Annotated in this window: 12 protein-coding genes; 4 read left to right on the top strand and 8 right to left on the bottom strand. The window is 59.9% G+C overall.

Annotated elements, in window-relative coordinates; translation table 11 throughout:
- The first annotated feature begins 160 nt into the window (after positions 1 to 160).
- Positions 161 to 934, top strand: a complete 774-nt coding sequence (locus FB593_RS20340) for an IclR family transcriptional regulator (protein WP_003516189.1) — start codon at positions 161 to 163, stop codon at positions 932 to 934.
- Positions 935 to 1039: 105 nt separating this feature from the next.
- Here FB593_RS20340 and tal read toward each other — a convergent pair whose 3' ends face one another.
- Positions 1040 to 2005, bottom strand: coding sequence for a transaldolase (gene tal / locus FB593_RS20335; RefSeq protein WP_013762313.1), 966 nt, complete (start codon positions 2003 to 2005; stop codon positions 1040 to 1042).
- Positions 2006 to 2211: 206 nt separating this feature from the next.
- On the opposite strand from tal, the gene FB593_RS20330 reads away from it, so the two are divergent.
- The gene (locus FB593_RS20330; protein WP_003516185.1) at positions 2212 to 3198 is read left to right on the top strand and encodes a sugar-binding transcriptional regulator; all 987 of its coding nucleotides are present in this window, start codon (positions 2212 to 2214) and stop codon (positions 3196 to 3198) included.
- Between the two features lie 66 nt (positions 3199 to 3264).
- On the opposite strand, the gene FB593_RS20325 is transcribed toward FB593_RS20330, so the two are convergent.
- Positions 3265 to 4137 carry a methylated-DNA--[protein]-cysteine S-methyltransferase gene (locus FB593_RS20325; RefSeq protein WP_003516183.1) on the bottom strand — a complete coding sequence of 291 codons (873 nt, stop codon included), beginning with the start codon at positions 4135 to 4137 and terminating at the stop codon, positions 3265 to 3267.
- 131 nt (positions 4138 to 4268) lie between these two features.
- Positions 4269 to 4748 (bottom strand): DUF2244 domain-containing protein, encoded by a 480-nt coding sequence (locus tag FB593_RS20320; protein WP_003516181.1) that lies wholly within the window; start codon positions 4746 to 4748, stop codon positions 4269 to 4271.
- Positions 4749 to 4785: 37 nt separating this feature from the next.
- Between FB593_RS20320 and nth the strand changes: the two genes are divergently transcribed.
- Positions 4786 to 5568, top strand: coding sequence for an endonuclease III (gene nth, locus FB593_RS20315; protein WP_035200173.1), 783 nt, complete (start codon positions 4786 to 4788; stop codon positions 5566 to 5568).
- On the opposite strand, the gene FB593_RS20310 is transcribed toward nth, so the two are convergent.
- Positions 5530 to 6267, bottom strand: a complete 738-nt coding sequence (locus FB593_RS20310) for a sulfate transporter family protein (RefSeq protein ID WP_003516176.1) — start codon at positions 6265 to 6267, stop codon at positions 5530 to 5532. The two genes, nth and FB593_RS20310, sit on opposite strands and share 39 nt — an antisense overlap.
- A gap of 295 nt (positions 6268 to 6562) precedes the next feature.
- Between FB593_RS20310 and FB593_RS20305 the strand changes: the two genes are divergently transcribed.
- On the top strand, positions 6563 to 7396 hold the full coding sequence (locus tag FB593_RS20305; RefSeq protein WP_025595058.1) for a MurR/RpiR family transcriptional regulator: 834 nt from the start codon (positions 6563 to 6565) through the stop codon (positions 7394 to 7396).
- 65 nt (positions 7397 to 7461) lie between these two features.
- Here the strand turns inward: FB593_RS20305 and FB593_RS20300 are convergent, their stop codons facing one another.
- The 4 genes from FB593_RS20300 to FB593_RS20285 all read right to left on the bottom strand — a co-directional run bounded on the left by FB593_RS20300 (position 7462) and on the right by FB593_RS20285 (position 12397).
- On the bottom strand, positions 7462 to 9036 hold the full coding sequence (locus tag FB593_RS20300; RefSeq protein WP_035200171.1) for an FGGY-family carbohydrate kinase: 1575 nt from the start codon (positions 9034 to 9036) through the stop codon (positions 7462 to 7464).
- A 60-nt stretch (positions 9037 to 9096) separates the two neighbouring features.
- Positions 9097 to 9816 carry an HAD family hydrolase gene (locus tag FB593_RS20295; protein ID WP_003516170.1) on the bottom strand — a complete coding sequence of 240 codons (720 nt, stop codon included), beginning with the start codon at positions 9814 to 9816 and terminating at the stop codon, positions 9097 to 9099.
- A 6-nt stretch (positions 9817 to 9822) separates the two neighbouring features.
- Entirely contained in the window at positions 9823 to 11307 is a 1485-nt protein-coding gene (locus FB593_RS20290) for a mannitol dehydrogenase family protein (protein ID WP_145166867.1), read from the bottom strand.
- A gap of 91 nt (positions 11308 to 11398) precedes the next feature.
- Positions 11399 to 12397 (bottom strand): ABC transporter ATP-binding protein, encoded by a 999-nt coding sequence (locus FB593_RS20285; RefSeq protein ID WP_013761442.1) that lies wholly within the window; start codon positions 12395 to 12397, stop codon positions 11399 to 11401.
- Positions 12398 to 12418: the final 21 nt, after the last annotated feature.

The following is a 12418-nucleotide window of genomic DNA, read 5'->3' as shown; positions in this document are numbered from 1 at the left end:
CAGTGAATTTCATTGATCTCAAATATGGATCGACAATTCATATGTAAACGCGGTATTCATGTAACGTCAAGCAGGCTTGCGCAAAAGGGCAGCGTGCGGCAACGGTATTTAAAAAGTGCATTTCCCGCCAGGCAATCCTGCAAAACGCCACCGAGGCAAGATGACCGAAGACGACAGCGAAAGATATCGCGCCCCCGCCCTCGACAAGGGTCTGGACATTCTCGAGCTTCTCGCCCGCACGGATGGCGGGCTGACGCAGATCGAGATTGCCAAGGCCATAGGCAAAACCCCGAACGAGCTTTATCGCATGCTGGACCGCCTGGTGCGCCGTGGTTACGTACAGCGGCTGGAGGGTGACCGGTTTTCGCTGACGCTGAAAATGTTCGGGCTCGCACATTTTCACGCGCCGGTGCGCCGGCTGGTCTCTTTCGCAGCCCCGGTGATGCGCGATTTTTCCGCAAGCGCCGAGCAGGCCTGTCATCTGGCCGTTTACGACCGCGGCAGTGTTGTCGTCATCGCCCAACAGGAGTCCTCCACCTATTGGGCGATGTCCATGCGGGTGGGCGCGCAGATGAGCCTCTTCCAGACCGGTTCCGGCCATGTGCTGCTGGCCTTCCAGAACGAGGTACAGCGCAAGATCATGATCACCGAGCAGGTGCGCGGTGGCGGGGAAACCGAGCCTTCAGACCTTGAGGAGCGGCTGGCGGAAGTTCGCAGGAATGGTTTCGAATCCATGGACAGCATGCAGACCGCAGGCGTGCGCAATATTTCCGCCCCCGTGCTGACACTTGATGGTACCGCACTTGCCGTCATCACCTGCCCCTATATCACCCCGCTTGGCGGCAAGGCCCCGACGCGCGAGGCCTGCGAGGTACTGATCCGCGATGCGGCAAGGCGCATTTCCGAAGTGGCGACGGGTCAGGGAACCATCTGAGACGCACAAAAAAACGCGACCGGCAGGGACCGATCGCGTTTAAAGTGACTGGAGATTTCTGTATCTTAAACGCAAAGGGGACCGGGATGGTTCCCCTTTTTGTTATCAGGCGGCAGCCAGCGTCAGTTCCTTGCGGACCATTTCGCGCAGCGTTACCAGATCCTTGGCGAACAGGCGGATGCCTTCCGAGAGCTTCTCGGTTGCCATCGCGTCTTCGTTCATTGCCCAGCGGAACGCCTTTTCATCGAGCGACTGCAGCGGCTCGGCCTTCACATTGTCGGGCGAAAGCTTGCGCTCAAGCGTGCCGGTGTCCTTGTCCAGTTCTTCCAGCAGCGCCGGGCTGATCGTCAGGCGGTCGCAACCGGCAAGCGCTTCGATCTCGCCGACATTACGGAACGATGCGCCCATGACGACGGTGCCGATGCCATTGGCCTTGTAATAATTGTAGATGCTGCGCACCGAAACGACGCCCGGATCGGTCTCGGCAGTGTAGGTCTCGCCGGTCGACTTCTTGTACCAGTCGAGGATGCGGCCGACGAAGGGCGAGATGAGGAAAGCTTTCGCTTCCGCGCAGGCGATGGCCTGTGCCTGCGAGAACAGCAGCGTCAGGTTGCAGTCGATGCCCTCGGACTGCAGCACTTCCGCAGCCTTGATGCCTTCCCATGTGGAAGCCAGCTTGATGAGGATGCGTTCACGCTCGATACCGCGCTCCTTGTAGGAGGCGATGATGTGGCGTGCCTTGGTGATGGAGGCCTGTGTGTCGAAGGACAGGTCGGCATCGACTTCCGTCGATACGCGGCCGGGAACCAGACCTGCAAGGGCCGCACCGACGGAAATGGCAAGACGGTCGGCAACGGCCGCAACGACAGCGTCAGACTGGCCGCCCTGTTTCTTGCCCCAGGCAACGGCTTCCTTCACCGCATCCGCGAATGCGGGGGTGCCGAGCGCCTTCAGAACGATGGTGGGGTTGGTGGTGCAATCCACCGGCTTCAGGCGCGCAACCGCCTCGATGTCGCCGGTATCGGCAACGACCGTGGTGATAGCGCGAAGTTGTTCGAGTTTGGACGTCATGGCGAATGATCCTTCATGATCTCTTGTAAACTTGCACAGCCGTCTTTTCGTTCCCGCACCATGGTGCGCCCAAGGCCGAAATCACGGTTTTGTCCGGCTCCGACTATCGCAAGCGGCAAGGTCGAAAGTCAAGACATTTGCGCATCGCAATTGACATAAGTTTCATGCCTGCGATACTCCGCCCCATAAAGAGAGTGACAGAAACCGTGGCGAAACTGAGAAGAGAAACCCATACGGCCTATTCGGAAGCGGCTTCGCTGAGGCTGCGTGCCGCATGGCTCTACTATAATCAGGGTTTGACGCAGAAAGATGTCGCCGAGAAGCTCGGCATCAGCCGCTCCACCGTCATACGCCTTCTGGACGAGGCGATGAAACGCTCCGAAGTACAGATCTGGATCAACGAGGGCATCGAGGATTTCGTCGAACTGGCCGGCAGGCTGGAGGCAGCTTATGGGCTGGATGAGGCGGTGATCATTCCCTCCCCCGGCCCATCCCCCGGCAAGGCGAATGCCGAAGGCACGGCCAAGGCCGTTGGCCTGGCGCTCGGGCAATTCCTCTCCGAAGCGGTGCCGAACGACGCCACCATCGGCGTCGGCTGGGGCCGCACCATGACCGCCTCGCTATCCAGCTTTCGCCCGCCGCGCCGGGAAAACTGCAAGGTCGTCTCGCTGCTCGGCGGTATCGTCGCCGTGCACCAGACAAACCCGCTTGATTACACCTGGCGGCTGGCAAGCGCGCTTGGGGCGGAATGTTACATGTTCCTTGCACCGCTGCTGGTGGACTCCGTCGAGACCAAACGGGCGCTGATTGAGAAATGCGGACTTGCCACACTTTATGATCTGGCCGAAACGCTCGACCTCGCCATCGTATCCTGCGGTGATATCGGCCCGCATTCCACTTCGCTGTCGGAAGGTTTCATTTCGAAGGAAACGCTTCAGGAACTCATCGATGCCGGCTGCGTCTGCGACACCATGTTCAACTTCATCGACGCGGAAGGCCGTTCCGTCGATCACCCGATCAACGAGCGCGCCATGGCGATCGATCTAGACACGCTGCGCAAGGCCAAACACATCGTGCTCGCCTCCGGCGGCGCCCACCGCGCCATCGCCATCCGCGCCACCATCAAGCGCATCGGGTGCAATACGCTGATTACAGACGAGGCGGCGGCAAGAGCGTTGATGGAACTGGTTTAGGCCTCGACAGGCGACCCAGGCTGTTCCTCATTTCTGCGCCTGTCACAGGGATGAGGGAGAGCTGCCTCACACCTTCCCCGTTTCCCATCCCAACATCGCCCGTTTGCGGGTAAGGCCCCAGTGATAACCCGTGAGCGCCCCGCTTTTTCCCACAGCGCGATGGCAAGGAACGACGAAGGAGACCGGGTTCGCGCCAACAGCTGCACCGACCGCACGGGAGGCAGTTGGCTGGCCAATATCGCAGGCGATGTGCGAATAGGTAACGGCGCGGCCCATGGGAATTTTCAGAAGGCTTTCCCATACCCGCACCTGAAAATCCGTGCCGAGCAGCACGACCCGCAATGGCCGGTCCGCCGACCACAGCGTCGGTTCGAAAATACGTGCGGCATAGGGCGCGGTGGCTTCACGATCCTCGACATAATCCGCATTCGGCCAGCGACCTGCCATGTCCTCGAAACAGGCTCTTTCCTCGCCGGGATCGGCGAAAGCGCAGCCGGCAAGGCCGCGATCGGTCACCATGACCAATGCAAGACCGAAGGGTGAAACATGGAAACCGTACCGGATCGTCAACCCACCGCCCTTGGCCTTCCATTCGCCTGGAGACATGGCCTCGTGGGTGACGAACAGATCGTGCAGGCGGCCGGGCCCAGACATGCCGACCTCGATCGAGGTTTCCAGCAGCGGCAGATCCTCTTCGCGCAACAGCCTTTTGGCATGATCGAGCGTTACGGCCTGCAAAAACGCCTTGGGGGAAAGACCGGCCCAGCGGGTGAAGGTCTTCTGCAATTGCGTCGGCGACTGGCCGAGCCTTGCGGCAATGGCTTCAAGGGAGGGCTGGTCGCGATAATCCAGCGTCAAAAGCTCGATAACCCCGCGCACCGTATCGTAATCCGAACCGATGGGGGTGATGTCTTCATTCAGCATGATATTGGCGTTCATCGCATGTCTCCTAACGCCTCACAGAAAACCATCAAAGCGCGTCGGTCTCCACCCGTTTCTTGCGCCGTACTCAGTTTCTGCCGAGATACCGGCCTCGAGCCGATTGACGGGTTTTAAGCGGAATTATCCGCTCACATCCGCCGCACCGTCGCCAACGCACCGCCGAAAGCCTTGGCGAAGCTTTCCCGGTCATCCGGATTGAGAAACGAGCCGATATCCGTTGCCTTGCCTTCACCCGTTACATGCATGGAGACGATGCCGATTTCCTCGTGCCGCTGAACCCTGAAGCGGGCCCAGAAGGGGTTGAAACGATGCTCGACGACGCGGCCAGTCGGGGAGAATTTGCGGATAGACAGGCTGGTGCGCGAGACGCTCACCTCTTCCCGCGCCTTCGCTGCCCGGTAATTGGCGCGGAAGGCGACATAAAGCAGCAGAAAATCCAACCCGAGGAACAGGCCGACGGGCCATGCGCCAGTGGTGAGGAAAAAGCCGCCATGGAGGAGGCAGGCAAGCCCGGACAAGGCGAGAAGCAGCCGGAAACCCCTTCTTCCGAGCGAACGGTGCGGAACGAGTTCCGCCGCAAAAATCGGCTGATCGTTGAGCGTATCCACGTTGATTTCCTCAGGGCGGGCTGGCTATAGATAGGTCATGACAGTCGCCAAAAAACGATCCAGCACCCAAACATTGAAAAAGTCAAATGCGACATCCGCCCGCAGACCGGCGCGTGTGAAGACGATCTATTCGAAGGACGAGTTGAACGAGATCTTCCGCCGTTTCTCCATTCAGCGGCCGGAGCCGAAAGGCGAGCTGGAACATACCAACCCCTTTACCCTGCTGGTGGCCGTGGCGCTTTCGGCGCAGGCGACCGATGTGGGCGTAAACCGGGCGACGCGGGCGCTGTTCAAGGTAGCCGATACGCCGCAAAAAATGCTGGCACTTGGCGAGGAGGAGTTGATCGGCCATATCAAGACCATCGGGCTTTACCGCAACAAGGCCAAGAACGTTATCGCTTTGTCACAGATGCTGATCGACAATTTCGGCGGTGAGGTGCCGAGGACGCGCGAGGAGCTGGTGACCCTGCCCGGCGTCGGCCGCAAGACGGCCAATGTGGTGATGTCGATGGCCTTCGGTGTGCCTACACTCGCCGTGGACACCCATGTTTTTCGTATCGCCAACCGGCTCTGTCTTGCGCCGGGGAAAACCCCGGATGAAGTGGAAGACCGGCTCGTCCGCATTATTCCCGAAGAATATCTGTTCCATGCCCATCACTGGCTGATCCTGCACGGGCGTTATTGCTGCAAGGCGCGCAAACCGGAATGCGAGCGCTGCGTGATTGCCGATATCTGCAAGTCACCGGAAAAGACCTTCGATATTCCAGCTCCGCTGGTGGAACTACCCGCGCAATTGTTCGGTGCGACCAGCGGCGAATGACGGATCGCGCCGGCTGACGGCCTTGTGCAGATGCACCATCATCGAAGCCGCAAAAAGCGGCGTCAGAAGGTTGAGGAAGGGGATTGCAAGGAACGCTGCAATCACCAGCCCGGCCATGAACACGGTTGTGCGGTGTTTCAGCCGGAAAAGCCGCGCGTCAGCGGGCGAGCGGAAACGCATGGCTGCAAATTCGAAGAACTCCCGGCCCAGCAGATAACCGTTCACCAGAAAAAAGGCGATGAGGTTGACGCCCGGCACCAGCAGCAACAAAAGCGCAATCAGGTTGCCGGCAATGACGACGCCAAAGAACTTGATCGATGACACCACGGCCTCACCGATGGGCATCGCCTTGCCCGGTGGATCATCGGGATAGGTCTTTTTCTCCACGACTTCGGCGACATCGTCGAGAAACAATCCGGCAATAACGGCAGTGACCGGCGAGATCAGCAAGGCCAACGCCAAAGCCAGCCCGATTCCGGCGAAAATGGCGAAAACGAAAGTCAGCCATCCCGCCCAGTCCGGCACGCTGGGGATCAGCGTATCCACCCACGGCAAGGCGAAATAGATGAAGACAGAGCGGATGGCGAACCACAGCGCTGCCAGCACCAGAAGCGTCAGCCCCAGAACCTTCCAGAACACCGACCGGGTCTCGGTGGCAAAAAGATTGCTGAAGGCAAGCCTCGCCGCATTAAAAATCATTCGGAACTCCTGTGACGCCTCTCGCGTTTTAAACTGGCGTTCAGGAGAGATAGGCGCCGCCCATCCGCTCCGCAAGACAGGAATGAAGACGTCGCTGTTGGGAATTAAACCGCTGATGGAATTTCCCTTGAATAAAAGACGTCTCTAAAATATAATAATCTATCTATTAGAATTCGCATTCCGGTCCGGTGGAGGACAAGGCCGGAAAAGCTCGCCCCCACCGACAAGTCGCGGTTCGCACGCTCGCCCGGGCGCGCGGATGCATCATCATTCATAAATATAAAAGAATGAGGCGTTGGTGGAACAGCTACTGTTGAATCTGACCCGTGCCATGAAGGCCGGTACGCCTTCAGAGCGCAAGATCGCCAAATATCTGATCGAGCATCTGGACGAATTGCCGTTTGAGACGGCGCAGACGCTGGCTGCCAAGCTCAGTCTCAGTCCGATGACGGTTGGCCGTTTTCTGCGCTCTCTCGGATACAGGCAATTCAGCGATATTCGCATCGATCTGCGCCACGCCGAAGAGACCGCGGGCGTGGACCAGCCCGCTATTGTTGAAAGCGGCGATCAGAAGTCCAATCCGTTTTCGCAACTCCTTTCCCAACAGATCCAGGCCATTCAGGCTGCTTTCGAAATGACGGACCAGCCGATATGGCGCGTCGCCATGAGCGAGATCGCTTCGGCGGCAGATGTTTTTCTGGCAACGTCACCGGAAGGCCTTGGCACAGGAAGGCACTTTCACGGGCGGTTGCTGGAGTATCGCAGACGCGTGCACTTCCTCGGCAGCGACAGCGCCGCCTATATCGCCCTTTGGGACTTCGATCCCGCAGAAGCGCTTCTCATCCTCATGGATTGCGGCGGCAGCATCACGCCCTTGCAGAGCCTTTCTGCGACGGCGCGAAAGAGCGGCTACAGAACCCTGTTGATCACCACCCGGTTCTATGAATGGGGACCGGAAAGCGCCGATATCTGTCTTGCCATGCCGCACACCCAGACCGGCGGACAAGGCCTGCTGCAGCTCGTTGCGCTGATGGAATTCACCCTCTGCAGCCTGATTGCCGGAGCCGACGAGCAGCGTACGGCACGCATGAAAAACCTGACCGGCCTGAAACGCTCGCTTGGCATCTGACCATCGGCGGGAGGAAACGGATCGCGCCCGTCCGCCACGACCTTACCTGCCGTTGTAGGCAAAGATCAGAGGCTTTCCAGCTCCTGGCGATGGCGGTGCATGGCGAGAAAACGGCGATAATCCCGCTCGTAAAGCGGTGTGAGCGCCGGATTGCCTGGGATTTCCGTATTGCCCGGATACATGGCGGCACCCGCCGCTGCAAGGCCCGCATGCACACCGCCGGCGGCTGCCGCCGTCATCGCCGTGCCGAGAAGAACGGCGTCGGCTGTGGCAGGCACGACGATGCGCTTGCCAGTCACATCAGCGTAAAGCTCCATCAACAGCGGGTTCTTCACATGGCCGCCGGTAACGTGCAGGCTTTCGATGGCATAACCGAAACGCTCCATCGCATCGAGCACATGGCGCGCGCCAAGCGCAATCGCCACGGCGGTGCGCCAGTAGAGCCGGCAGAGACTGTCGAAGGATGTATCGAGCGTCAGCCCGCTGATGACGCCCACCGCATGCGGATCGGCGAGCGGTGAGCGGTTGCCGTGGAAATCCGGCAGTATATGCAGCCGTTCGGCAAAGGCCGCGCCCTCGAGCGCGCGCAATTCGGTAACCCGCGCAACGATGCGGGCGTGCAGCGCCGTATCCGGCTCTCCGCCCGCCGCGTGCATGCGCACGATATGATCGAGCAGCGCGCCGGTGGCAGATTGCCCGCCCTCCACCAGCCAGTGGCCGGGCAGCACCGCCTGCCAATAGGGACCCCACAGGCTGTGGCCTGGCATCTGCCGCTCGGACATGGCAACAAGGCAGCTGGAGGTGCCGGCGATCAGCGCCACATGTTTACCCACATCATCGGAAAGGCATCCGCCAAGCGCACCCAGCGTGCCGGCGTAAGCATCGATCATGCCCGCCGCCACCTGACAGCCGGTGTCAAGGCCGAGTTCGGCGGCAGCCTCGGGCGAAAGCGGGCCGATGGCTGTCCCCGGCATCACCGTCGTTTCGGGCAGGCCTGCCCGCTGTTTCAGATCGCCAAGCCCGGCAAGATTGAGATAATCCGCCTGCCAGCCGGGATTTTCCTGCGCCAGAAAATTCCACTTCGCCGTCTGCGTGCAATTTGAACGCTTGGTGGAACCGGTTGCCTTCCATGTCAGAAAATCCGCCAGATCGAAGGCGAAAGACATGCGCGCCCAGCTTGCCGGCAAATTCGCCTTCAGCCACATCAGCTTCGGCATCTGCATTTCCGGTGACACGCTTTTACCGGCGAAATCCAGCACGCGGTGGCCGGATGCCGTCAGCCGGTCGGCCTCGCCGATTGCCCGATGGTCCAGCCAGACGATGGTGTCGAACCGGTCTTTGCCCGTGACGGAGACAGAAACCGGTTCCCCACGCTCATCACGGATAACGAGCGAGCAGGTAGCATCAAAACCAATGGCCGCTATGCTGTCCGCTAACACACCCGCGTCGGCAAGCGCTGCTCTCACCGCAAGGCAGACGGCGTTCCATATATCGGTGGAATCGTGTTCGGCGTGGTTTTCCTGCGGCCTTTGCATCAGGATGGGATGGGTTGAGCGGGCGAGAAGCCTGCCGGTCGGGTCGAAAATCCCGGCGCGGGCGCTCGCCGTTCCGACATCGACAGCGACGAGATTTTGACGCATCAAGACTTCAGTTCCATCCCTTGCGTAACGACCTCCGGGCGGTGGCAGGCATGGTTTCCTTCAGCCTGCGTCACGTTCCACCTGGCTGTCAAAACCGCCCTTCCCCATATAATCGCCGACAAGTTGAACCAAATCTTCCATGGCGTCAAACGTGGCATTGGCCCCGAGCTCCGCGATCTTTTCGCGAAATGCCGGAAACCGCGCATGCGAGCCGCCGGTGAAGGCAAAAACCGCCATTCCGGCTGCCTTCGCCGCCGCAATGCCCGCCGGGCTGTCCTCGATCACGATGCACTGACGCGGATCAGTGCCCATCTGCCTCGCCGCATGCAGGAAAAGGTCGGGTGCCGGCTTGCCGTTCTTCACCATGGTGGCGCTGAAAACATGCGGCTCAAATTTATCGATGAGGCCGGTCAGCCCCAGCGAGTAACGGATGCGTTCCGGTTGACTTGAGGAGGCAACGCAGCGTTTGAAGGCCACCAGCCTGTCCAGCGTTTCGGCAATGCCGTCGATGGGACGCAACTCGGTGCGGAAACGCTCAAACAGCGTCGCGCGCATATGTTCGAGAAAATCGATGTCGGTCTCGATACCGTATTCCTCAAACAAAGTCGTCGTCATGCTGGCAACGCTGCGACCGAGAAAGCGGTTGTAGGCCTCTTCCTCCCCCATCTCCACGCCAAGATGGGAGAGCATGTCGAGAAGAACCGAGATGGAGACCGGCTCGCTGTCGACCAGAACGCCGTCGCAGTCGAAAATCAGAAGAGGTCCGGTCCCGTCTCGCATCTCACGTCACTTTTCAGCCAGCTTGTCATCCAGATAAAGCTGCAAGGTCTTCGCCGTGCCTTCGTGCCACAGTGTCGTCAATGCATGAGAGAAGCGTTTACGGAAAAGCTCCGATTCGGCAACCTCGCCGAAGATATCGTCAAGCGAAAGGAAGGCCATCGGGTCGTCCTTGGCCTTTGTGGCTGCCGCCTGTAGCCGCTCGGCGCTGGCGTCGTTGAAGGTGATTTGCCTGCCGCTGTCGGAGGTGCCGTAGAAATAACGGCACCACAGTGCTGAAACCAGCGACAGACCGACGATATCTTCACCGCGCGCCAGACGGTCGGCGGTGGAGGGCAGGATGAATTTCGGCTGGCGGTTGGAGCCATCCTGCGCGAGGCGCGGAATGGTATCGCCGATTTTCGGGTTGAGGAAACGCCGTTCGATCAGGCCGAAATATTCGCCAAGATCGGTATCGGGCACGGGCGGAATGACCGGGATGATCTCTTCCTTTTCGAGCTTTGCCAGAAACGCCCGGATCAGTGGATGCTCCATCGCCTCATGCACGAAATGGATGTCGAGCAGCGCTGCCGGATAGGCGATCGCCGCATGGCCGCCATTGAGGATGCGGATCTTCATGTGCTCGTAAGGCGCAACATCCTTGACGAACTGAACGCCCGCCTTTTCGAGCGCCGGTCGGCCCGCCGGGAAATTATCCTCCATCACCCATTGCTTGAACTCTTCGCAGAAGACCGGCCAATTGTCCTCGATGCCGAAATCGTCACGGGCGATATTGCGTTCGCGCTCTCCCGTGGCGGGGGTGATGCGGTCGACCATCGAATTGGGGAAAGCGACGTTGTCGCCGATCCAGTTGGCGAAGGCCGGATCGAACAAAGCGGCGAGACCGACCACCGCGTTTTTGGTGACCTTGCCATTATGGGGAATGTTGTCGCAGGACATGACGGTGAAGGGTGGAAGCCCCTTGTCGCGCCGCGCCTTCAGCCCGGCAACGATAAGGCCGAACACGGTTTTCGGGGAAGACGGGTTCCTGCCATCCTCGGCTATCGCGGGATGCTGCGGATTGAAGGAGCCGGAAGCATCGATGAAATAACCGCCTTCGGTAATCGTCATCGAAACAATTCGGATTTTCGGATCTGCGAGCGTGTCGATAATGCCTTGGGTATCGCCAACCTTCAGAATGTCGATCATTGGCCCGGTGACGCGCGCACCGGTGCGATTATTGTCCTGCTCCACGACAGTGGTCAGGAAATCCTGTGCGGCAAGTTTTTCGCGCATTACCGCGTCCGATGGCAGTACACCCGCACCAATGATGGCGAAGTCGTGGTCCGCGCCGGTATTGAACAGGTCGTCCAGATAGACCGCCTGATGGGCGCGGTGGAAATTGCCGACGCCGAAATGCACGATTCCGGCGGAAAGATCGGCCCGGGAATAGGCCGGAATCGCCGCGGTTTTTTTGGCTTCATCAAGCGTGGCGAGGGAGAGTTTGCATGTCATGTCACGATCCTCGAAGGGGAAACGTTGTTTGTGCCAGGACCGGATGACAGGTACCCGGCACGCAGCGCGGATTTGCCTTCCGGTCTTCGCGTCATATCGCGATGCCCTTGTCATCGAACCTGTGGATTTTGGCATCATCTGGTGTGATGAAGACGGTATCGCCGTGTTTGCATTCGAATTCACCGTCGGTTCTGGCGGTGATGGGGCCGATGCCGGGGACGTCGAGGTGGAGGAAGGTGTCGGAGCCGAGATGTTCGGCAACCGTGACCTTGCCCTGCCACAGGCCGGTTTCCTTCGACAGCGTCAGGTGCTCGGGCCGCACGCCGGCGGTGGTTGCACCCTTTTGCCGGGCGTAATCGCCGGTCACCAGGTTCATGCGCGGCGAGCCGATGAAGCCGGCGACGAAGAGGTTGGCGGGCGAGCGGTAAAGCTCCATCGGCGAGCCGACCTGCTCGATATTGCCGCGGTTGAGGACCACGATCTTGTCGGCCATGGTCATGGCTTCCACCTGGTCGTGGGTGACGTAGATCATCGTCGTCTTCAACGTGTTGTGCAGCTCGGAGATTTCCAGCCGCATGGTGCCGCGCAGCGCCGCATCGAGGTTGGAGAGCGGCTCGTCAAACAGGAACGCCTTCGGTTCGCGCACGATGGCGCGGCCGATGGCGACGCGCTGGCGCTGGCCGCCGGACAGTTGCGAGGGCCGGCGTTCGAGATAATCGGTGAGGTTGAGGATACGGGCGGCATCGTCGACCTTCTTGTCGATGACAGCCTTGTCGAGCTTGGCCATCTTCAGCGGGAAGGCGATGTTGTTCCTGACGCTCATATGCGGATAAAGCGCATAGGACTGGAACACCATGGCAAGGCCGCGCTCGGCCGGGGCCTTTTCGGTGGCATCGTTGCCGTCGATGACTATTCTGCCGCCGGAGACGTCTTCCAGCCCGGCAATCAGGCGCAGCAGCGTTGACTTGCCGCAGCCGGAGGGGCCGACGAAGACGACGAACTCGCCGTCATGGATATCGAGATCGATCGACGGGATGACTTTTGCCTCGCCGAAGAGCTTGGACACGTTCTGAAGGGAAATGCTGCCCATTATTGTCGTTCCTTATTTCAC

It is taken from the genome of Rhizobium sp. SJZ105 (assembly GCF_007828365.1).
GTDB classification, from domain to species: Bacteria; Pseudomonadota; Alphaproteobacteria; order Rhizobiales; family Rhizobiaceae; genus Agrobacterium; species Agrobacterium tumefaciens.
The sequence above is the reverse complement of the archived record's forward strand: the minus strand, read 5'-3'. Positions and strand labels throughout refer to the sequence as shown.

Excerpts from the sequence above, each read along its gene's own strand:
- FB593_RS20340 (WP_003516189.1), top strand. The coding sequence starts at position 161 with ATGACCGAAGACGACAGCGAAAGATATCGCGCCCCCGCCCTCGACAAG.
- FB593_RS20325 (WP_003516183.1), bottom strand. The coding sequence starts at position 4,137 with ATGAACGCCAATATCATGCTGAATGAAGACATCACCCCCATCGGTTCG.
- nth (WP_035200173.1), top strand. The coding sequence starts at position 4,786 with ATGACAGTCGCCAAAAAACGATCCAGCACCCAAACATTGAAAAAGTCA.
- FB593_RS20285 (WP_013761442.1), bottom strand. The coding sequence starts at position 12,397 with ATGGGCAGCATTTCCCTTCAGAACGTGTCCAAGCTCTTCGGCGAGGCA.
- FB593_RS20310 (WP_003516176.1), bottom strand. The coding sequence starts at position 6,267 with ATGATTTTTAATGCGGCGAGGCTTGCCTTCAGCAATCTTTTTGCCACC.
- FB593_RS20300 (WP_035200171.1), bottom strand. The coding sequence starts at position 9,036 with ATGCGTCAAAATCTCGTCGCTGTCGATGTCGGAACGGCGAGCGCCCGC.
- FB593_RS20290 (WP_145166867.1), bottom strand. The coding sequence starts at position 11,307 with ATGACATGCAAACTCTCCCTCGCCACGCTTGATGAAGCCAAAAAAACC.
- tal (WP_013762313.1), bottom strand. The coding sequence starts at position 2,005 with ATGACGTCCAAACTCGAACAACTTCGCGCTATCACCACGGTCGTTGCC.
- FB593_RS20295 (WP_003516170.1), bottom strand. The coding sequence starts at position 9,816 with ATGCGAGACGGGACCGGACCTCTTCTGATTTTCGACTGCGACGGCGTT.